Below are 21,130 nucleotides of genomic sequence, written 5' to 3' on the forward strand. Positions count from 1 at the left end.
GGCTGCGTGGTATGAAATTGAAGCTGAAACGCGGATCTCGCGGAAGTGCGGTGCTGGATGCGCCGGAGGAGATGTACGCCTCGGAGATGGAGCATCCATTCGCTGAAGCTTCCGAGACCCCCGCTACGTGGGAACCGGCTCCTGCCGGTGCGTTTCAGCGTGCGCGCGAACGGGCTGCTGCTGGCGAATCAACAGGAGAAGAAGCGTATGTGCCGCGACGTGGCACGACGCCGAAGTTCAGCCTGCGAACCAGTGTGCCGAAGTCCATGGCCGGGCGGCTGGTCTTTGCTTCTGCAGCGTTTCTGGTGCTGGGAGCGGCTGCTGTTGCGGTCGCTGCTGTGCGGCACTCGTTGCTGCGCGATGATCGCTTCGCCATTACGACCTCCTCTGACATTGAAATCAGTGGCAACGAACATCTGACGCGCTCGCAGTTACTGAGCGTCTTTGGTTCGGATCTGGAGCGCAATATCTTCAAGGTGCCGCTGACGGAGCGGCGCGCGGATCTGGAGCGTTTGCCGTGGATTCAGCATGCGACCGTGATGCGGTTGCTACCGAACCATCTGCGAGTGAGTGTGACGGAGCGGACGCCGGTGGCGTTTGTGCGGCAGGGAACGCAGATCGGGCTGGTGGATGAGAGCGGCGTGCTGCTGGATATGCCGCAGGATGCCGCGGGCGATCCGCATTACTCGTTCCCCGTACTGACGGGGCTGAATCCGGGCGACGCGTTGTCGACGCGTGCGGCGCGGATGCAGGTCTATGCCAAGTTTATGCAGGCACTGGGCGGCGATTCGGCCGAGGGCAAGAAGCGCACCGAGACGTTGAGCGAGGTGGATGTTTCGAACCCAGAGGACGTGAAGGCGCTGGTCGCGATGAACGGCTCGGATGTGCTGGTCCACTTTGGCGACGAGCAGTTTCTCGACCGCTACAACGAGTTTGCGCAGCATCTGCCGGAGTGGAGAGCGCAGTATCCGAAGCTGAGCTCGGCGGACATGCGCTATGAGCGGCAGGTGGTGCTGGAGATGGCGCCAGGGGCTGGGACTCAGGCGGCTGCTGCGGCTCCGAGTACGAGTGCTGCAACGGCAGCGGCTCCTGTGGCTGCGATGGTGGCGGCAAAGCCAGCAGCGGCGAAGCCTGTGCTGCGGCGAGCGAAGGCTGAGAGCAAGAGTGCGGTAGCGAAGAAAATGATGGCGGAGAAGCTGGCGCGAGCACGAGCGGCAGCCCATGCGCATCCAGTTCATCCCCGGCAGGTGAGCCAATGAATCAACGCAACGAAAACCTGATTACTGTTCTTGATGCAGGCAGCACGAAGAGCTGTGTGCTGGTGGCTGAGCTGGTCGATGGCGTCCTACGTTATCGCGGCCATGGGCTTGAGCCGTCGAAGGGCATGCGACGCGGTGTGATCTCCGATCTTGGCCCCGCGGCTGAGGTGATCGACCGGGCGGCGCTGCAGGCGGAGCGCGTGAGCAAGGCGCCGATTGAGTCCACGGTGGTTGGCATCGGTGGGCCGCACATTCGCGGCGTGAACTCGCAGGGTGGCATCAGTATGGGCTCGCGCATGAAGGAGATCACGCGCGAGGACGTGCGTTCAGCAATCGATCGCGCACGTTCGATCGGGCTGGCGCCTGATCGCGAGGTGCTGCATTTGTTGCCGCAGCAGTTCATCCTGGATGACCAGTCGGCGATCCATGATCCGGTGGGCATGGTGGGGAATCGGCTGGAGGTTTCGCTGCATATCTCGACGTGCTCGGGGTCGGCGGCGCAGTCGGTGGTGACGTGCGCGAACAAAGCCGGGCTTGAGGTGACGGACACGGTCTTCGAGGGCATTGCGGCGGCGGAAGCAGTGCTGAGCGCGGACGAGCGCGAACTGGGCGTATGCATTGTGGACATTGGAGCTAGCTCGACGGAGCTGGTTGTGTTCTTCGAAGGCTCGGTGGCGCATACGGCGGTGCTGCCGATCGGTGGCGACCACTTCACGAACGATCTGGCAGTAGGTCTGCATGTGTCGCTGGATGAGGCCGAAGGGCTGAAGCGCGCGTATGGCAACTGCGTGGTGACGGCTGTTCCGCAGTTGAATGAGATTGAGATCGGCGGCGACCTGGCTACGGGCGGGCAGACGGCACGGATCGTCCGGCAGCGCTTTCTGGCGGAGATTCTGGAGCCGCGTGCGCGTGAGCTGTTGACGATGCTGCGCGATAACCTGCGCCAGGGTGGCGTGCTGGAGGCGATGGGCGCGGGCTGCGTGTTCACAGGCGGCGGAGCGAACCTGACCGGGCTGCTGGACCATGCGGAAAGCCTGCTGCGCGTACCTGCCCGGATCGGGTATCCGGTGCCGCTGAGCCGTATGCCTGCGGAGCTGGCCAAGCCGGAGTTTTCGGTGGCAATTGGCATGTTGCTCTACACGCACCGGACACAGGTTCGGAAGGCGAGCGAAGAGCAGGGGCTGCGGCAGAAGCTGAAGTCGATCTTTGCGGGAAGCTTTTAGCGGATTCTGTCTACAAAATACGCTCGGGGTTCGTGTTTCCGGAGCGGCGAACGGTACACTGGAAGCATGAAATTCGGCAGGATCGTTGGTCTTGGTTTGGCGCTGTTGGGATGCGCCGCGGCGCATGCACAGTTATCGATTTACGGCACGTATACGGCGTCGCGTCACACCGGCCTGACCTGCCTGGATTCGCAGAACGAATGCTCGGGTACGGAAAACAACGCTGCGGGCGATCACTCGTCACGCATCAACCTGACCGGTGGATGGGGCGGCGTTAGCTACGACTGGAAGAAGTATGGCCCGGCGATGATCGGCTTCGATCTGCGTGCTGGCGAAGGCCACGCGAACCGCTCGGCGACGAGCAGCGCGGGTGGCGCAGGCGCAACGGCTTCGCAGAACGTGCTGGCGGGTGTGAAGGCAAGCTTCCATACCCCGATTCACGCGTTGAAGCCCTATGCGCAGGTTTCCGCTGGCTGGGCTCGCTCGAATCTGACGGAGCCATTTGGCACGACGACTGTGTCTCCGACGTCTGATTCTCCTGTTCCTCCGGCGAAGTATGACAACTTCTTCCAGGTGGAAGGCTTTGTCGGCGCGGACATCAAGATCTTTCCGGTGCTGGACCTGCGAATTATCGAGTTGGGTATCGGCAATATGAACCGTCTGGGCAATGGATCGGGCGCGAGTTCTGTCGGCGTAATGTCGGCTGGAGTCGGCGTCGTGTTTCACTTCCCGTCAGCTCACTAAAAGGCTTTTGGAGGCCTGGGTAACTCCGGGCACTTCAGGGGGAATCGAAGTAGATACATCATGCGCGGGCAACCGCGCATTTCCTTCTGGGGATTCCGCACTCCTGTTGTGCAGAATCAAAACAAGTATTTTTGCCAACGCCTGAGGAGATGCACCATGTCCTATCAGCCTGACGACTCGCTCAGGATCCACTACCACGACGAATCGCAGCGTTCGGCGCGCATCAAGGTCATTGGCGTGGGCGGCGGTGGCAACAACGCTGTCAATCGCATGATTGCTGCAGGTGTTGAAGGCGTTGAGTTTATCGCCGCAAACACCGATGCGCAGGCGTTAGAGACTTCGCAGGCTCCGGTAAAACTGCAGCTTGGCGTGAAGCTGACGAGCGGCCTCGGCGCGGGCGCGAATCCTGACATCGGGCGTCGTGCGGCGTTGGAAGACTCGGACAAGATTATTGAGTCGCTGGAAGGCGCGGACATGGTTTTTGTCACGGCTGGTCTCGGCGGCGGTACGGGTACAGGGGCGGCCCCAGTGATCGCTTCGCTCGCGAGCGAGATGGGCGCACTGACCGTTGCGGTCGTGACGCGGCCGTTTGCTTTCGAAGGCAAGCGCCGTATCAAGCAGGCGGAGCGCGGGTTGCAGGAGCTGCTCGAGTCGGTCGATACGCTGATCGTGATCCCGAACGAGAAACTGCTGGCTGTAGCGAAGGATGCGGGCTTCTTTGAGAGCTTCCGCATTGCCGACGATGTGCTGCGCCAGGGAGTGCAGGGCATTTCGGACATTATTACGATTCCGGGCGTCATCAACCGCGACTTTGCGGATGTGAAGACGACGATGGCCGGCATGGGCTACTCCGTGATGGGAACGGCTGTTCGCTCAGGTCCTGACCGCGCGAAGGAAGCGGCGTTGGCTGCGATGGCTTCGCCGCTGCTGGAGTCTGGGGCGATCGATGGAGCTCGAGGCATTCTGATCAACGTGACCGGTAGCTCGAACCTGAAGCTGAACGAAGTGGTGGAAGCTTCGACGCTGATCCAGGACGCGGCCCACGAAGATGCAAACATTATCTTTGGCGCGGTGCAGGACGAGGCGATGGGCGATGACGTGAAGATCACGGTAATCGCGACGGGCTTCCGTGAAGAGTCGGCCCAGCGTCGCGAGCGGATGCTCGGTGAGGCCGCATTTGGTGGCGCTCGTGTGTCGGAGGCTCCGGCTGAACCGCCACGCATTAGCATTCGTCCGCAGGCTGCTCCGTTTGCCAGCGAGGTGCGTGAAGCTGCTGCCCCCGTTGCAGAGAAGGTTGCGGAGCCGGAGATTCCGGTGACGCGTCCCGCTGGAGTTTTAGCAACACCGGCAAACGATGGGCTGGAAGGTTTCCCCGGCTTCCGTCCCGAAGCGAACGCTCCGCGTGTAATAACACCTCCGACGAACCCCTACTACGAGCAGGCGCGTGAGCAGGCTGCTTTGCGCGAGGCCTCAACGCAGACGGTGACGTTCCGTGAAGAGAGTTCTCATAGCGAACGCGTTGCCGGAGCGTATGTTCCGCAGGCGGCGGCGGAGCCGAAGCCGGAGCTGGTTCCGGTGCCCGCGTCGGTTTTTGATGACGACTTCTTCCGCACACCGAATGGTGAGCGGCGCGAAAGTGCAGGCGCGGAGGCGCAGTGGCCTGAAGCAAAGGTTCCGACCTTCGGCGGCTATGCGCCTGATGTGAATTCGCCGGATGGCGATGAGCTGGATATACCGGCGTTTCTGCGCAAAAACCACTAAGCTGGCAGCGCGTCTAAATAGAGTACGAGGACGAAGGGTGACGGGCTTCATGCGGAACTGGATGGCGGCTGGATTGGCGTTGGCGGCGATGGCGACACCGTTGCTGGCACAGAGTCATAAGTCGACGGCTGGCCGTCATGCCCATGCTGCGGCTCCACATCACTCCAAGGCGACGACGGCTACGAAGCATCACAGCAGCGGAACACACAGCGCGACGAAGCATGTGACAACGCGTGGTGCACGCCGTGCTGGTGTGGCCCTGCATCCCAGGGCACATATTCACGCGGAACGCTTCTATACATCGAGCTTTGTGACGACGCCGCAGGGTGAAGGCGATGTGACTGCTGGGGAAGATCCGGTTGTTCGCGCGGCTGCGATTGAAGCGCTGGGCAATATGAATGGCACGGTGCTGGCGATCGATCCTTCGAGCGGCCGCATTCTGACAATGGTGAACCAGAAGCTGGCGCTAAGCGCAGGCGCGGAGCCTTGCTCGACGATCAAGGTCATGGTCGCGTTGGCGGGATTGAAGGAAGGCCTGATCAAGGCTGATACGCCGGTGAGTCTTGGTGGGCATTACTCGCTGGACTTGACCCATGCGTTGGCGAAGAGCGTGAACCTGTACTTTGAGGTTTTGGGGCGAGCGCTTGGGTTTGAGCGTGTGAAGCACTACGCGAATGAGTTTGGGCTGGGCGAACTGGCTGGATACAACATTGCCGGTGAACAGCTAGGGACGTATCCTGACGTTCCGCTGCCGCAGGCGCAGGGGGGCGTAGGCCGGATGTGCTCATTTGGCGAGTCGATCAGCATGACGCCGCTGCAGCTTGGCGCGCTGGTTTCCTCGATTGCGAACGGCGGCACGCTCTACTATCTGCAGCACCCGACGACGAAGGAAGAAGTGAAAGACTTCCAGCCGAAGGTGAAGCGCCTAGTCGACATCAAGAACATTGTGCCGGAGATTCTGCCGGGCATGGCGGGTGCGGTGAACTATGGCACGGCGCGTGGGCTTCATGCGAGCTTCGTGTCGTTCCCAGTACTGGGGAAGACGGGCACATGCTCCAACAACGGAACGCGCTATGGCTGGTTTGTAAGCTATGGCGAAGCCCCGACGGGGCGCATCGTGACGGTGATCTTCTTGAACGGCGATCACAATGTAGCCGGGCCGCGTGCGGCGGAGTTGACCGGTGTGTTCTACAAGGCGATGCTGGAACGCAACTACTTTGCACCGGGTGGCACGGCCCCTTCGCAGACCACGACCGCTCCTGCGGCGCAGGCTGTTGGTCAGTAACAACGCATCCTACGAGGCACAATGAAGATTCTTTCTGCACAAGAGATGGCCGCGGCGGATCGCCGTTCGGTTGAAGCTGGTATTTCGATCAGTGAGTTGATGGCGAACGCCGGTCACGCTGTCGCCGAGTTTGTGCGCGAGCAGTTTCCCGAGCGTCGCAACATCGTGGTGCTGGCGGGCAAAGGCAACAACGGCGGCGATGGCATGGTGGCTGCGGCTGAACTCGCGGAAGGCTACGGCGATGTGCGCATCGCGTTGCTGGGGCGTGCAAGTGAGTTGAAGGGTGAAGCGTTGGCTGCGTGGGAGAACGCGGGCGAGGCTGCGAAGATCGAAGTCGAGAATATTGACGATCTGTTGGAGGCGCTGGAGGATGCTGACCTGATCGTCGATGCTGTGGTGGGTACAGGATTTAAACCTCCGCTGCGTGGGATGGCAGCGATGGCACGCGACCTGGTGAATGAGTTGCCGCTGCCGGTGCTGGCTGTGGACCTGCCCAGTGGATGGAGTGCAGATTCGCTGGAAGAGAAGACTCCCGAAGCGTTTCGCGCGGATGCTGTTGTGACGTTTGCTGCTCCGAAGCTGGCACATGTGTTCGGTCATCTGACGGCTCCGGAGGTCTTCGCCCCGGTGGTTGTGGCGCAGATTGGAACGCCGTCCGATGCGATCGTCTCCGAGGCAAAGCTGTCATGGACAGGCGAAAGCAAGGCGATTACGGAGAAGCCGCGTGACATCAACTCAAACAAAGGCCGTTTCGGACATGTGCTGATTGTGGGCGGAGCGTACGGCAAGGCTGGCGCGCCGTCGATGGCAAGCCTGGCAGCGCTGCGAGCCGGTGCAGGGCTGGTGACGGCAGCGGTCGAGCGCGAGATTCTGCCGCTCGTGGCGGGGATTGCCCCGGAGTTGATGATGGCTCCGCTGGACCTTTCGACTACGAGTTTTGACGCGTTAACGAAGGGCATTACCGTGGCGGGAGTGGGACCCGGGCTGGGAACGAGTGATGAGGCGAAGGCGTTTGTGGAGCGCTTTGTTTCTGAGGTCGATCTGCCGATGGTGCTCGATGCGGACGCGCTGAATATTGTGGCCGGGCGTTTGTCGCTGCTCAAAGAGGCTGTCGATGCAGGCAAGGCCAAAGGCAAGCCAAGGACGATTGTGCTGACACCGCATCCGGGCGAGATGGGTCGTTTGGCCGGGCTGACCGTGAAGGAAGTCGAGGCAGATCGCGTCGGGCTGGCCCGGAAGTTTGCCACGGAGAACGGTGTGACGCTGGTGCTGAAGGGCTGGCGGACGTTGGTGGCGCACCCCGATGGGCGCATCGCCGTGAACACAACCGGCAACCCCAGCATGGCGAAGGGCGGCTCGGGAGACATTCTCACGGGCATCGTTGCGGCGATGGTGGGGCAGTTTCCGGAGCGTGTGGCCGAGGCCGTGGAGGCTGCGGTGTACTTGCACGGATTGGCGGGAGACTTCGCCTGCCGTGCGCAGGATGAGCACACGGTGCTCGCAACGGACACGGCGACGCACTTGTGCGAGGCGTTTCAATCGCGCTCGGTGGACGGCGGCGGCGTGACATGGATTACAGGACTGGCGGCACGATGAGAGAGTGGACTCGCGAGAAGCGGCTGCGTACGCGCAGCGTGAATGGAACGCTTGCCCTGGGCGAGATGATGACGGAGCTTCTGCTGGCCCCGAAGCTTGTTGTGCTGCGTGGCCAGTTGGGTGCAGGGAAGACGACGCTGGTGCGCGGCATGGCGCAGGCCATCGGCGCGGATGTGAGCGAGGTTTCCAGCCCTACGTTCACGCTGGTGCAGGAGTATCGCGGACGGAAGACGAGACTCTTTCACCTCGATTTGTATCGGTTGGAAGAAGAGCGCGAGCTTGAGGGAATCGGCTTGTGGGAGCTGATGGAAGAGCCGGATACGCTGGTGATGGTCGAGTGGGGTGACCGCTTTGCGTCCGTGATGGAGCGGGCCGATGCGGAGATCTTTATGGAGCAGGGCGAGGAAGAGAACGAACGCCTGCTGCTGGTTCACTGGCGGGATTAGTCGCAAGAGCAGCGGTTCGAAAAAGAAGACGCCAACACGCGACGAACGCCAAGTTACGCCAAGAAAGCTAAAGCAGGAAGCATTGGCGGTTTTGTGCGGCTTAAAACTATTTTGGAGCAACACAAAGGCCGCGAGACGTTAGTCGCGGCCCTTTCCTTTTTTACTGGAAGCGCATTTTCTTGTTTGATCTGGCGCGCTGTGCAGCTTGTTTTCTTGAGTGAGTGTTACAGGTGCTGCAGTGTTTCCTTACTGTGAGTTACAGCGAACGCCAGTCAGCGTTCGAACGATCACGCATACCGATGAAGGTAGGAAGGAACACGGTCAGCGAAGCAAAGGTGGTAAGCATTGCGAGGTACATAGTTATCTCCAAGATTCAGACGCACGGGTTTTCCCGGCGCGAATGCCCAAGTCATTTGGGGTTGTCAGGGTATGTCTTTCAGTGAGGGCAGTTACGGGATCATGACCCGGCCGTCTCAAGCACTGATTGTTTCGGAGCCCTTGGCCAGATGCGTGTCGGCTATTTGCCGTACCGTTCTGGCTCTGCTTCCTGAAACCTTATACGTATAGGATACGCGAAAGTTCCATCGGTTGCGCTTTTATCGAACATTCGTTCGGTAAACGACTCTGAGCGGCTGCTTGTTTTCAGCGTTGCTCGTGTCAACACTTACTCATACGCAGTGGCGGCGTAGAAGTTCCATGATTTATTTCAGCCTTATTCTGCAAGGTTTTTGTGCGTAGAGTTACTTGCTTCCGCGGGGGTGAAAGCGGTAGATCGCACAGAGTTCGTCGCCGGTGGAACCGTACTCGGCCTGCTGGGCGATCTCGGCGAGGTCGGCGAGATGGTCGTCAGGCGACATAGGGACGCGGCCCAGCCAGATGCGGGTGAAGCAGGGATCGTGGTCGAGCAGGGAGTCGTGCTCGGCGTTGGCGTAGATGAGGTCGAAGGGCTGCGAATCGGCGGCCTGTGACTGCTCGACATGGCGCAGGAAGCGGCGCAGGAGCATGGCCTCAAAGGGGTGGAAGAGGAAGGCCAATGTGGGCGCGCTAGGCAGCGGATGGGTGGTCGCGTCGGCGTTGTGCAGCACGATGGGTGCGAGCGGTTCGGCGGTGGGATCGTTGTGCCAAAGCTCGATGTTGCGCGTGGCAACGCGGGCGAGTTCGGGATTTAGTTCGATGCCCTCGACGCGGAGGAAGGGCAGTTGTGAGGCGAGCAGAACAGCTCGTCCTTTGCCTGCGCCAACGTCGAGGAAGACGGTCTGCTCAATGGGCCGTTGCGGGTGAAGCTGCTGCAGCCAGAGGTCGGCGAGTGCTTCGAGGATGGAGGGCGCGATGCCGTAGTAGGCCGTGAGGTCTTCGTGCTTGTGCGCTGTGTCCTGCGCGATGGTCGTGCCGGGGATGAGGCCGGAGGTGTCGGTGCCGTGGTCGCGGTCGAAGGGATGAACGGCGGGGACGATCGGGGAGTTCTTGCGCGGCGGCATGGTGGTTAGAGTGTAGAGCTTTGCGGGCAGAGCGTAAGAGGACGGCGCGTCCGGCTGTGGGAAAGCGGCGTCTGCGCGGTCGACAAGCAGATCGTTCGCGGGGTTCGGGAAGCTAAGGATTTTCATGGAAGAGCTGACGTACGGCCGTCTACTGACTAGCGGAGCATGGGGAAGAGCGGCGGAAGCAGCTTCAACTCTGTGCGGGAGATGGTTTCGAGGCCCGCGAGACGGTTCTCGATCTGCGCGGAGAGCTGAGCGTTCAGGCCTTCGTCGCTGGTCGGGGAGAGCAGGCGAACGTGAGCGATGAACTTCGCGGGGACGCCGGGGATGCCGACGCCGGGAGCGTCCTCGTCAGGCGTGAGGCTGAAGCCCTGCACAAGGTGTGCGTCCACGATATTTTGGCGCGAGACGGGATCGAAGCAGTCGCGCAGGGCGAGTAGGAGGTCGGCTTCGGTCATTAGGCCGTCGTGTCGTGGTGCTGTTCGGTGCAGCCCTTCAGGTGGTGTGAGAGCGGCTCCTGCCAGGACGGGTCGTTCTTGTGCGAGCGGTAGAACTCAAGCCAGGTCTTGCAGCCGCGAACGTCGGCGAGCAGATCAGCATTCACTTTCAGGTTCGGCGAAGGGACGGCCGCTTCTGCGCTCTGGAGCGCTTTGAATGCTGGAGAAAACTGCTCCGTCGGCGCGTCGCGAAGGCTGGCGGCGTTGTCAAACGCTGCCCAGAGCTGCTGGGACTGCGTGGAGGCATCTGCGGGAGCGGCGGTGGTGAGATGTTTCGCCTGCCGGTAGCGGTAGAGGTTCCACGCGCCGAGGGCGAGGACGATGACGAGCAGAATGATTTGTCGCGGCTTGAGCGTCATGGGAGCGGTTCCTTAGTGCTTGCGGTCGACGAGGTAGCTGGCCAGCGCCTTGAGCGGCTCGGCTGCAGGGCCGAAGGGAGCGAGTGCGGCGAAGGCGTCGGCGATGAGGGTTTCGGCGTCCTTGATGGATTGCTCGAGACCGTAGACGGCGGGCCAGGTGGACTTTTCGGTCGCGGTGTCCTTGCCTGCGGTCTTGCCGAGCTCTTCCGAGGTCTGCGTCATGTCGAGGACGTCGTCGACGATCTGGAAGGCGAGCCCGGCCTTTTCGCCGAAGGTACGCAGAGCGCTGATGGCGTCGGCGTGCGTGCAGGTGAAACCTGCGGTCTTGCCCTGCGCGAGGCAGTAGCCGAGGCCGAGCAGGCCGCCGGTGACGATGCTGGTGGTGATGAGCGCGCCGGTCTTGGCCCTGTGAATCTGTTCAACGAGCGAAGCGGTGGGCTTCTGGCCTTCGCCTTCGATATCCATCACCTGGCCGCCGATCATGCCGGGAGGCAACTCGCCAGGGAGGTCCGAGCCGGGCGTGGGGCCGACGCCTGTGCCGATAGCAAAGGCGAAGTCGTGGAGGATCTCAACGACCGTGGGCGGGGAGGCGGGAAGCTGCGCGATGGTCTGAAAGGCGAGCGTCTGCAGGGCATCGCCCGCGAGGATCGCGATGGCTTCTCCGTAGACGACGTGGCAGGTGGGCTTGCCGCGGCGGAGGTCGTCGTTGTCGAGCGCCGGAAGATCGTCGTGGATGAGCGAGTAGGTGTGCACCATCTCGAGGGCAGCGCCGAGTTCGACAGCGCCTTCTGGGAGCGTTCCGGCGACGGCACGCGCGGCTTCCATCGCAAGGATGGGGCGGAGGCGCTTTCCACCGGCGAAGGTGGAGTGCCGCATGGCGCGGTGGATGGAGTGCGGCGCCGTGGTGGCCGCGGGCAACAGGCGCTCTAGCGCTTCGTCGGTGACGAGGACACCGGACTTCAGGAGGGATTGAACGTCGACGGACATGTTTACAGTGTGATTCTACGGGAACGGAGCCGACTGCTGACGGCAAAGAGCAGAAGTGCGAGCAGGGAAATGCCCAGACCCAGCCAGCGCGTGGGCGGAGTTTGCCAGCGGATGTCGATGGTGCTGCGTCCGGCAGGAAGTTCTACGGCGAGGAGTCCGTCGTTACGCCTGATGGTCTTCGCGGGGGCGCCATTGCGGGTAATGAGCCAGCGCGGGTAGGCGCGGAGGTTGAGCACGAGCGTTTTCGGCGTTGGTGCAGTGAGTTCTAGATGGTCCGGGGCCGATTGTGAGAGCGTCTGCTCGGGCGGAGGCGTGCCGAAGTCGACGTCTGGAGCGTTTGCGTTCGGGTTGGGCAGGGTATCGGGTGCGAAGGCCTGCGGATCGGTGGTGAGCCACCAGCCGGGCGAGTCGAAGCGCAGGAGGTCGTTGTCGGCGTTGAGTGGAGTGTACTCATCGGTGGGCTGGGTGCCGTGGGCGCTGCGATAAAGCTCGGCAACATCCTGCGGGCGCTCGTGGATGGGGCAGCCCTGAAGATACTGCGGCGCGAGCGAGAAGCTGAGGGCGCAGGCGACGACTGCGGCTAGCGGAAGGCTCCAGCGCTGGGGTAGCTTGACCGCTGCGGCGCATAGCAACGCCACAACCGGTGCGAGTAGCGCGAGCAGACGCCAGGAGAACTGCAGGAAGGCAAGTTCGGGCAGATGACGCCAGACGAAGAGCGACCACGGCGTCAGCAGGAAGGCGATGAGCAGGGTGATGGCGAGCGTGGAGCGTTGGATGCGTTTCGGAAGGGCCAGCTTCGGTGAACGCAGGGCCGCGAGCAGGGCGATGGCTGCGGCGATGAGCAGGGCGATCGCGATGCGGCTGACCTGCGCGTTGACGAAGTCGTGTGCGGCGTCGCCGTCGTGGGCAAAGAGCGTGTTGCTGGCGACACTGAGGCCGGGGATAACGGCCATGTCGATAGAGACGAAACGGCGTTCGTAGGCTGCGGGCAATAGATAGCAGGCTGCGAGTGCGAGGCCCCCGAGGAGTCCGGCAGAGAAGCTTATGAGTGTGGCTCGGACGGCATCGCGTTCGCGCCAGAGGCGCAGCAGCGCGAGCAGCACGAGAGCGTATGTGCCGATGACACCTGCGGGGGCGTTGGTGAGCCAGAGCAGCGCGAGCGGCCAGGCGAGTGACCAGGCTCGTGGGCGTTCCTGCCACGCGGCGAGCAGGAGCAATGGCATCCATGCGGCAGCGAGAAGCTCGGCGAAAGCGGTGCGCTCCCATGCGGTGAAGAGCATGTACGGATTCGCAGCGTAAAGTACGGCGGCAAAGCAGGCAATGTGTGTTGGAGCGAAGCGGCGTGCAAGCGCGTACATGCTGGCAGCGGCGGCGCAGAGAACCAGCGTGGTGTACGTCGCAGGCACGATGCCGAAGGGAAGCACGAGTGTAAGGAGCGCGCCGAGCGTCCACGAGAGCGGCGGGTAAAAAAGGAAGCGTGGTTCGCCGGCGTGCCATGCGGCTGCGTCGTTCCACGCAGGGAAGAAGTCGCCGTGGCGAAAGTGGCTGGCGGCGTTGAGCCAACTTTCCGTATGGAAGGCTATGTCATGGCCGCAGGAACTGCCGTTGGTCCAGAGCGGCAGCGTGGCGAAGGCCGCGAGAAGGATTGCGGCGAACAGCCAGTGGCCGTTGCGTTGGTTGGACAGTGGCTGCGGCATGGGTGATTAGAGTGTAGATCGTGGCGGTTGAGGGGAGGGGGAGAGCAGGAAAGCAGGAGAGCAGGAAAGTAGGAACGTAAGCTGGAGCGATAGCTTCGCAGTCGATGCGTACATCCCTCACTGCGTGAGGAATGACAGCTGTGGGAGGGATGGTTCTAGCCTTCACTGACAACTGACAACGTCCTAAACCGGCACCAACGGCTGATGCGGTTCAGGAGGAAACTCAACACGCATCGGGTCGCCTGCGTGGACGTCGCCGCCGGTGAGCACGATGCTCATGACGCCCGCTCTACGGCTGCGCTTGCCGCTGGCTTCGCGGTCTCCCCAGAGGTGTTGTTGCAGGCCGTTCTGTAGCTTGTCAATCTGGTGGCAAGGCGTGCGCAGGCCTGTGAGTTCAACGACGGCTTTGTTGCCCAGGTAGAGCCGCGTGCCGGTGGGCAGTGCGAGTAAGTCGATGCCGCGTGTGAGAACGTTTTCTCCGAGTTCTCCCGCGGCGACAGCGAAGCCTTTGCCGCGAAGTTCGTCGAGCATCTCGCTGGCGAAGAGGTGAACCTGCGAGTGGTTGGGTGTGGTCGGGTCTTTACGCTGCAGGTAGAGGTGCTGGATGAAGCGGCCGCAGTGTGCGTCGCCTTCGACACCTTCCCCAGTGAGAAGGCGGATGCTGTTGCGCGGCTGCTTGCTGAAACCATGCGCAGGACTAAGGCTGACGGACTCTATGGCGGCAGTCATGGAAGTAGTTTAGCTGGAATCATCGCGCCTTCAGCAGTCTGCGCAGGCTTCTGGAGGGGCTGTAGGGGCGTAATTTTTACGACGAGCAAATTTATTACATATGAAATTACTTCACAGCCAATGAAAAATTATCTTGACACTCTGTTTCCCCTCTCCGTAGTATCCGCAGGTCTTTGAGACGGCTAATTTTCAGTCGGGCTGGAGTGTGCGATGGTTTTCAAGTGGCGCAGCATCATGACGTGGGTCGTCATGGCAGTATTTTTCGTTGCATTCACTGGCGGGGAAAGAGCGGCTGCACAAAGTTCCTCTGCTGGTGTGGTGGGCAGTGTTTCTGACGCTTCAGGGGCTCGTCTTCCCGGCGCGAAGCTTGTGCTGACGAACGTGGATACGAATGTTGTTCGCGAAACAACGTCGAACAACGCAGGGGATTACACGTTTGCAGGAGTGCCGCCAGCGCGCTACACGCTGGCGATTTCAGCCGCGTCGTTTCAAACGCAGAAGTTTGCTGCCTTTGAAGTTGCGGTCGATCAAAAAGTGAACATCGCAGCAACACTCAAGCCAGGTGATGTCGCGACGAGCGTTACGGTAGAGGCCGAAGGTGCACAGGTGGAGTCCACCACCGCGCAACTCGGTACGGTGATTGGCACGCAGCAGGTAAACAATCTCCCGCTCAATGGGCGTAACTTTACTCAGTTACTACAGCTAACTCCGGGCGCGACTCCGATCAGTACGGGGCAGAACGCTGGCGGCAGCGGAGCGGCGATCAACAGCGGTAGCAGCTTTGAGTTTCCAGCAATCAACGGTCAGAACAATCGTTCGACGTTGTATCTGGTGGATGGCATCAACGACAACAATAGCCACTACAACGAGTACGCTGTGCCGCCGATCATTGATGTGGTGCAGGAGTTCAAGATCAACACGCACAATGATGCGCAGTACGGGCAGGTTCTTGGTGGTGTCGTCAATATCATCACCAAGAGTGGTACGAACTCGTTACACGGGTCTGCGTGGGAGTTTATTCGCAACAACGATTTTGATGCTCACACATACTTTCCGTCGGCGACGAACCAGTATCACCAGAACCAGTTTGGTGCGCAGGCGGGCGGCCCTGTGTTGCTTCCGAAGATTTACAACGGCCGCAACAAAACGTTCTTCGAAGTTGGTTTTGAAGGGTTTCATTACAGCAAGGCGGCACAGTCCTATTACCTGCAGCCAACGGCAGCACAGCTTGGCGAGAGTACGTGGGGTGGGCCGCAGAACTTAGCGTTTGCTGATTTCAGTCCCGCTACAACAGGGTGCACACTGGGAACGGCAGCTGCTCTGGCCACGTCAAAGTGCCAGCTCTACAACCCTACCGGCACGGCAAACGCGAACTCAAATCGTCCTGCATTCGCGGGCAATCAAATTCCCGTATCCCTGCTTGATCCTCACGCGGTCGCGTTTGTGAATGCTGTCTTCGGGCCGCCGATTACGATTCCTGGAATCTCCCCAACTGTAGACAACGGGCAAATTACTACGCCTACGCGGCAGTCCACCTACAACTACACGGCGCGTATCGATCAGCATCTCGGCGATCACGACTTTCTTTTTGCTCGTTACTCTGCCTTCCAGTCAGACGGCTCGAGCGCCTCCAGTCTTCCGCATCTCTTCGGAGCTTCCACGTTGGACTCGCAACAGTATGGCGTTAGCTGGACACATGTCTTTGGCCCCACGCTGACAGCACAGGTGCAGTACGGACGTTCGCACATTAGTGCGAATGGAACGACTCACTTCGACATTGCCAATATCACTGGCATTTACGGCATGGATCCGGCGTACTCGCAAAGCTACATCGATGGCATCACGGTAGCACCGATTCTGTCTGTTTCCGGCGGCTTTAGCGGTGGTGAAACCAATAGCCCCTCGGCCAACCTTACGAATATCCACGAGTATCTTGGCTCCGTAACGAAGACCCACGGGCGTCATACGATGCAGGCTGGCGGTGGGTGGGACCAGTTCAATTACGGCAGCATTATTCGTCAGGGAACGATCACGTTCAGCGGTGCGTCCACGGCAAACTTCGCCGGTAATCCAGGATCTCTTGCGGGGACAGGTGGCTCTGCTGTCAGCGCGCAGTCGGGGCTTGGCCTGGCTGACTTCTTGCTCGATCAACCGAACGCAGCCAACAAGCGCAACGTAAATATCAGTCTTCGTATCGGTGGCGTTGCGAGCATTTACCTGCAGGATAGCTGGAAGTTGTCGCAAAAGCTGACGATGACGTATGGCCTTCGTTATGACAGAACGGTGTGGCCGCAGTACGGGAAATGGGATTCGGTCGGCAAGCAGGGCAGCATTGAGACCGGTGATTTCGATTTCAATAACGGTACCTATATTTTGCAGGTTGCGCCGCCTACATGTGCTGTGCGTGGAGCAGCTCCATGCCTGCCGTCTGCGGTTCTGCCGCCGCATGTTGTTGTCTCTCCGCATGGCAACATCATCCACGGCACAAAGACGAATGTTGGGCCACGCATAGGTATGGCTTATGCTGCGAACTCTACGCTGGCTATTCGTGCAGGCTTTGGCATCGTCTTTGATAACTGGTCTGGTGTCACGCAGGAAGCGCAGAACTTTCAAGGCTCGTGGCCGGACATCGGCACGCTTGCCGTTAGCAGTCTGAACACGCCGGGAACTTCGGCGTATACGACGGCTCAGAACCCCTTCGGTACGAGTTCCGGCATCTTCCCTGGCGCAACTCCGTTTGGATCGAATAACTCGAACTATAACGTTGACCCTCTGACGAAGAACCCTTACTCCGTGCAATACAATCTTGGCTTTCAGCAGCAACTTGGGCGTTCAACGATCTTCGAGATGAACTATGTTGGATCGGAGTCGCATCGTCTTGATCTCGGCGGCTACTACAACACAGGTACGCTTTCTACTGTTTCGTTTGCAACACGCCAGGCGCAGTACAACGCGAATCCTGGCGCTTACGGAAACGGTCCTGGAAACAACCCAACAGGGCAGCCCTACCCCTACATCATTCCTGTGAAGTATGACCACTCCGGCGGCAACGGAACGTACAACGCTCTGCAGGTGACTCTGACCCGTCGCTTCTCTCAAGGGCTGAGTTACAACCTCGCTTATACCTGGAGCAAGGCTATTGATGAAGGTGTTTCCGAGTACTTTGGTGCAGGCGGAACGGCTGGGGTGACGGGTGCTTCGCTGGAAGATCCTTACAACCCTCGCGGAAGTCGTGGACCATCAAGCTACAACATTCCACACCTGTTGACGCTGGGACTTTCGTACGCGATTCCCGTGGGCAAGAATGGTTTGATTACTACAGGTAAGCCTGTAGCGGACTACCTTCTCGGCAATTGGGAGGTAGGTACGTTCTTCGTCTTCCGTTCTGGACAGAACTTCAGCGTTTCGTCCGCAGGAGATATTGGCAACACTGGCAACGGTGCAACGTATGAACGAGCGAACCTTGTAGGAAACCCGTGGCAAGCAGGTGCGGTCGCCGGTAACCCGACATGTACGCCGCCTGCTGGGCCCGTGCGCACAAAGACGCAATGGTTCAATCCGTGCGCATTTGCTACACCCGCGCCAGGAACGCTTGGAGACTCCGGGCGCAGTGCGTTCCAGGCACAGAAGTACAACCAACTCGATGCCTCTGTTTCACGCATCTTTCCTATCTATCGTGAGCTGCAGTTCAAGCTGCGTGTTGATGCGTTTAACTCGTTGAACCATCCGGTATTGAATTATCCAGGTGCGCTCACTACGACGCCTTCTGCATTAGGGCAGATAACGAGCACTGCGAACTCACAACGTCAACTACAGTTCTCTGGCAAGATTGTGTTCTAGACGTCTGGCAAACTATGGGCCCTGTTCTCAACAAAGAACAGGGCCCATAGTTTGCTTGTGTATTGGATGGGACTTATTGGGGAAGCAATGTGAGCGTGTGCTTTGCGTGCACTGTCATCAGAGGTAGAGCGAAGGAAGAGCCGTCAAGGTAAGCGTGAGCCTGATCAAGAGCGTTAGGGCTGGCCAGGTTACCGGATTGACCAGAGGGAAGCGTGGCCACCGTGGCATCGGGTGAAGAGAGGTCAGTGGTGAAGCGTTCGCTGGCGCCAAACTTCTTCGCTGTGGCGTTGACGGTTGTGTTGTCGCCGCCGACAGACTGTGGTCCGAGACCGACAACGACGCCGAGGACACGGCGGAAGTAGCCGGGGTGTTCGCCAAAGAGTGGATGTGCGATGTTCTGTCGATGAACGTCGGCGTAGCGCCAGCGCGATAGATCACGCGGTGCCTTCGCCTCTTTCAGCGCATCGAGTGCTGTGGCTGCGAGGAAGTCGTTCCAGTTGTTGAAGCCTTGCGGCAGCCAGCGCGCAGGCTGCAGGAGCAGGATCGATTCGATGGCTGCGTCGGAGGACATCCAGTTGTAGAGCATCGCAACGTCGAGCGCCTTTTTGTCACTGGCCTTCATGCCGTCGTGTACGCGAATCTGGGGCGTGAGCAGCGCGGGACGAAGCTGCTTGCGGATGGCGTCTACGATGGCCGCAGCGCTGGACTCCGGTGTCATATCGCCACCGAAGTGACGCAGAAGATCGGCTGCGTTCTGCAGGCGGTCGGCGTCGCCCTTGGCGTAGTGGGCATGATCGATAGCGTAGGCGATACGGTGCGCGACGAAGCGATCGTAGTCGGAGTAGGTGTCGTGCTGAAGCTGTGTCATGTCCGCAGCTGTCAGTGAGACGCGGCCATCGAGACGGCGGTAGATGCGCTCGACGCGATAGGCGTTCGCCCAGTTGTTGGCGATGAAGTAGGGGTAGTCGTCGGGCGTGATGCGCGCGTTCGCCGTGGCAATAACGCCGTTCGGCGGGTCGACCACGGAGGGAAGCTCGTCGTACGGAATCTGCCCGACCCAGACCGCACTGGCGTCGCTGGCTGCAACAGGAACATCAGGAACCGGAGCGCCGATGGTGTAGTCGAGCTTTGCCTTTGGCGGAGCGATAGGCTCTGCGGGGGGGAGCTTCTTTTCTGCGACCGGACGGGGTGCGTGGAGCTGTTCGCGCAGTTCATGTGTGCTGTGGCGAGAGGCTCTGCGGCTTGTGGTCTTGCGGCGGGACGCGGCCTTGGGTGCTGGCTTTGGCTCGACTCTGTGAGCAGTGTGGCGATGACGCTGTGTTGGCTCCCAGGCTGCGAGCGTAAGGTGCGGGGTGAACTCGCGGAGCATGGTTTGTGCCCCGTCTCCGCTGTCTGCATCGGGCTCGTCTGCGGGGACGGGCGTGGTCTGCTGCTCGGGCGTCGGCTCACCCAGGTCGAGCGTGGGCAGATTACGCGGGCGGCGCTCCATGGAGCCGCGTACGGGGATGATGCCGACAGCGTGGTAGCCGATGTGATGTGCGTCGTCGGCCCAGACGAGGTTGAGCGTTGGGCCACCGAAGCCGCGGAAGGCTTCGACGAGCGACTGGCCGGAGGTGGCCTGCTCGATGGCGAGCAGAGGATTGCTGAGCGCGTTGGGCGCGTAGGCGGCCCACTCAAGCGCGAGCGAACGTTTCTCCCCGGGATAGAGGCTGGAAAGGATTGGCGTGCTGATGGTGCTGGCACCGAAAGGGTGTTCGGTCGTCTGCACCTCGACGGTGACGTTGCGGCGCGCGCGTACTTTGATGATCTCGGTGTGATGCTGGACGGGAGCCCACGCGCCGCTGCGCTGCTGGTACTCGAGCGAAGAGCCGGAGCCGCGAGTGTGTTCGATGTAGAGGTCCTGCACGTCGCCACCGAGGTTGGTGAAGCTCCACGCAACGTGCGCGTTGCGGCCAACCATGATGAATGGAACGCCTGGCAGCGAGAAGCCTGCGACATCGAGGTTCGGCGCGTGCAGCACGGCCTCATACCAGGTGTTGGGAATCTGCAGGCCGAGGTGCATATCGTTGGAGAGCAACGGCGCGCCAGAGGCGGAGCGCGAGGCGGCGACCGCCCAGTTGTTCGAACCCGCGCGGCAGTCGGTGCAGGCTTCACGGGTCAGGCTCTGTTGGCGGCGAAGCAGGTCGGCGGGTGCGATGAGCGAGGACTGCGTGGAGTCGAGCGGAATCTGCTCGATCTGTTCGACCGGCGTGGTGAGGTCGTGGCGTGGCTCGGACGGAATGCGGTCGCGGTACGTCGATGTGGGGTAGAGGTCGGCGAGGAGGTTCGCGGGCAGGTGGGTGGAGAGCGCCTCGCGGTTGAGCTTGACGGGGAAAGAGGTCGAGAGGTCCTGCCACATGGCGAGGAGGACGAGCAGGGAGTCGCGCGGCTGCCAGGGTTCTGGCGTGTAGTGCAGCAGGCTGAACTCGACGGGCAGAGCGTTGGAGTGGCTATTGAGAAAGGCGTTGACTCCGCGAGCGTAGGCTTCGAGCTGCTTGCGCTGGTCCTCGGGCATGCTGGCGACGGCGCGGTCGGCTGTGGCGCGAAGCTGCAGAATGCGTTGCTGACGATCGTGGTCGACGAGTCCAGAGCCGAGGATCTCGGCTAGCTCGCCGGCTGCGTGGCGGCGCGTGACATCCATCTGCCAGAGGCGGTCTTGCGCGGTGACGTAGCCCTGCGCAAAGAGCAGGTCGTCGATGGACTTTGCCGTGATGGCGGGAACGCCCTGGTCGTTGCGCGCGACGGTGACCGCCTCGCTGAGGCCAGCGGTGTGTGCTTCGCCGTCGAGCTGCGGCAGGCTGTCATGAAGATCGTGGCGCAGCGAAACGATGAAGCCGCCGAGGGAGAGCAGAAGGAAGAGGACAAGCGCTGCCGAGAGGAAGATCCACTTGCGCCAGCGCAGTTTGCTCGCCCTTGTCGCACGGGCGGCGATGGCCTCTGGTGATTCCTGTTGAATTTGACGGCGTCGCTGGCGGTACCGGGCTACGGCTTCTGCGGCCTGCATTCTCAGGGACGAGGCGCGAGCCTCCGCCTGTTCGCGCAGGTTGGGGCTGGCTTCAGCAGCTTCGTCTTCGTCGTGGCTGCGTCGCGTGAGAAGCCGGGGCTCGGACGTGGCCTCGGTGGGCTCATGTGCGGGCGTTTCGTTGCGCTGTTCCGGTTCGCCCGGCTGCTCGAAAGAGTTCATCACCAA

15 protein-coding genes are annotated in these 21,130 nt (G+C 60.9%); 8 read left to right on the plus strand and 7 right to left on the minus strand.

Going from position 1 to position 21,130, the window contains the following annotated elements:
• Positions 1-11: 11 nt before the first annotated feature.
• From PW792_03360 to tsaE, 7 genes are all read left to right on the plus strand, one after another.
• Complete coding sequence (locus PW792_03360) at positions 12-1,259, plus strand: FtsQ-type POTRA domain-containing protein (GenBank protein ID MDE1160968.1); 1,248 nt, start codon at positions 12-14, stop codon at positions 1,257-1,259.
• On the plus strand, positions 1,256-2,482 hold the full coding sequence (gene ftsA / locus PW792_03365) for a cell division protein FtsA (GenBank protein MDE1160969.1): 1,227 nt from the start codon (positions 1,256-1,258) through the stop codon (positions 2,480-2,482). The genes PW792_03360 and ftsA overlap by 4 nt, the downstream gene beginning before the upstream one ends.
• A 66-nt stretch (positions 2,483-2,548) precedes the next feature.
• Positions 2,549-3,226 (plus strand): hypothetical protein, encoded by a 678-nt coding sequence (locus PW792_03370; protein ID MDE1160970.1) that lies wholly within the window; start codon positions 2,549-2,551, stop codon positions 3,224-3,226.
• 156 nt (positions 3,227-3,382) lie between these two features.
• A complete protein-coding gene (gene ftsZ, locus PW792_03375; GenBank protein MDE1160971.1) occupies positions 3,383-4,987 on the plus strand; it encodes a cell division protein FtsZ in 1,605 nt (534 codons plus the stop codon).
• A 49-nt stretch (positions 4,988-5,036) separates the two neighbouring features.
• Positions 5,037-6,272: a penicillin-binding transpeptidase domain-containing protein gene (locus PW792_03380; protein MDE1160972.1), complete on the plus strand. Its 1,236-nt coding sequence runs from the start codon at positions 5,037-5,039 to the stop codon at positions 6,270-6,272.
• Between the two features lie 21 nt (positions 6,273-6,293).
• Positions 6,294-7,868 (plus strand): NAD(P)H-hydrate dehydratase, encoded by a 1,575-nt coding sequence (locus tag PW792_03385; GenBank protein MDE1160973.1) that lies wholly within the window; start codon positions 6,294-6,296, stop codon positions 7,866-7,868.
• Positions 7,865-8,314 carry a tRNA (adenosine(37)-N6)-threonylcarbamoyltransferase complex ATPase subunit type 1 TsaE gene (gene tsaE, locus PW792_03390; GenBank protein ID MDE1160974.1) on the plus strand — a complete coding sequence of 150 codons (450 nt, stop codon included), beginning with the start codon at positions 7,865-7,867 and terminating at the stop codon, positions 8,312-8,314. Before PW792_03385 ends, tsaE begins: the two co-directional genes overlap by 4 nt.
• Before the next feature lie 740 nt (positions 8,315-9,054).
• Here the strand turns inward: tsaE and PW792_03395 are convergent.
• The 6 genes from PW792_03395 to PW792_03420 form a co-directional block, all read right to left on the minus strand.
• Positions 9,055-9,918 (minus strand): class I SAM-dependent methyltransferase, encoded by an 864-nt coding sequence (locus PW792_03395; protein MDE1160975.1) that lies wholly within the window; start codon positions 9,916-9,918, stop codon positions 9,055-9,057.
• Between the two features lie 29 nt (positions 9,919-9,947).
• Positions 9,948-10,250, minus strand: coding sequence for a DUF59 domain-containing protein (locus PW792_03400; protein ID MDE1160976.1), 303 nt, complete (start codon positions 10,248-10,250; stop codon positions 9,948-9,950).
• A complete protein-coding gene (locus PW792_03405; GenBank protein MDE1160977.1) occupies positions 10,250-10,648 on the minus strand; it encodes a hypothetical protein in 399 nt (132 codons plus the stop codon). Before PW792_03405 ends, PW792_03400 begins: the two co-directional genes overlap by 1 nt.
• 12 nt (positions 10,649-10,660) lie before the next feature.
• Positions 10,661-11,635 (minus strand): polyprenyl synthetase family protein, encoded by a 975-nt coding sequence (locus PW792_03410; GenBank protein MDE1160978.1) that lies wholly within the window; start codon positions 11,633-11,635, stop codon positions 10,661-10,663.
• Between the two features lie 2 nt (positions 11,636-11,637).
• Positions 11,638-13,332: a hypothetical protein gene (locus PW792_03415; GenBank protein MDE1160979.1), complete on the minus strand. Its 1,695-nt coding sequence runs from the start codon at positions 13,330-13,332 to the stop codon at positions 11,638-11,640.
• Positions 13,333-13,515: 183 nt separating this feature from the next.
• Positions 13,516-14,061, minus strand: coding sequence for an MOSC domain-containing protein (locus PW792_03420; GenBank protein MDE1160980.1), 546 nt, complete (start codon positions 14,059-14,061; stop codon positions 13,516-13,518).
• Positions 14,062-14,271: 210 nt separating this feature from the next.
• Here PW792_03420 and PW792_03425 point away from each other — a divergent pair, with 210 nt between their 5' ends.
• Positions 14,272-17,901, plus strand: a complete 3,630-nt coding sequence (locus tag PW792_03425) for a TonB-dependent receptor (GenBank protein ID MDE1160981.1) — start codon at positions 14,272-14,274, stop codon at positions 17,899-17,901.
• Positions 17,902-17,974: 73 nt separating this feature from the next.
• On the opposite strand, the gene PW792_03430 is transcribed toward PW792_03425, so the two are convergent.
• Complete coding sequence (locus PW792_03430) at positions 17,975-21,124, minus strand: penicillin acylase family protein (GenBank protein ID MDE1160982.1); 3,150 nt, start codon at positions 21,122-21,124, stop codon at positions 17,975-17,977.
• Positions 21,125-21,130: the final 6 nt, after the last annotated feature.

Source organism: Acidobacteriaceae bacterium (assembly GCA_028283655.1).
Taxonomy (GTDB): Bacteria; Acidobacteriota; Terriglobia; order Terriglobales; family Acidobacteriaceae; genus Granulicella.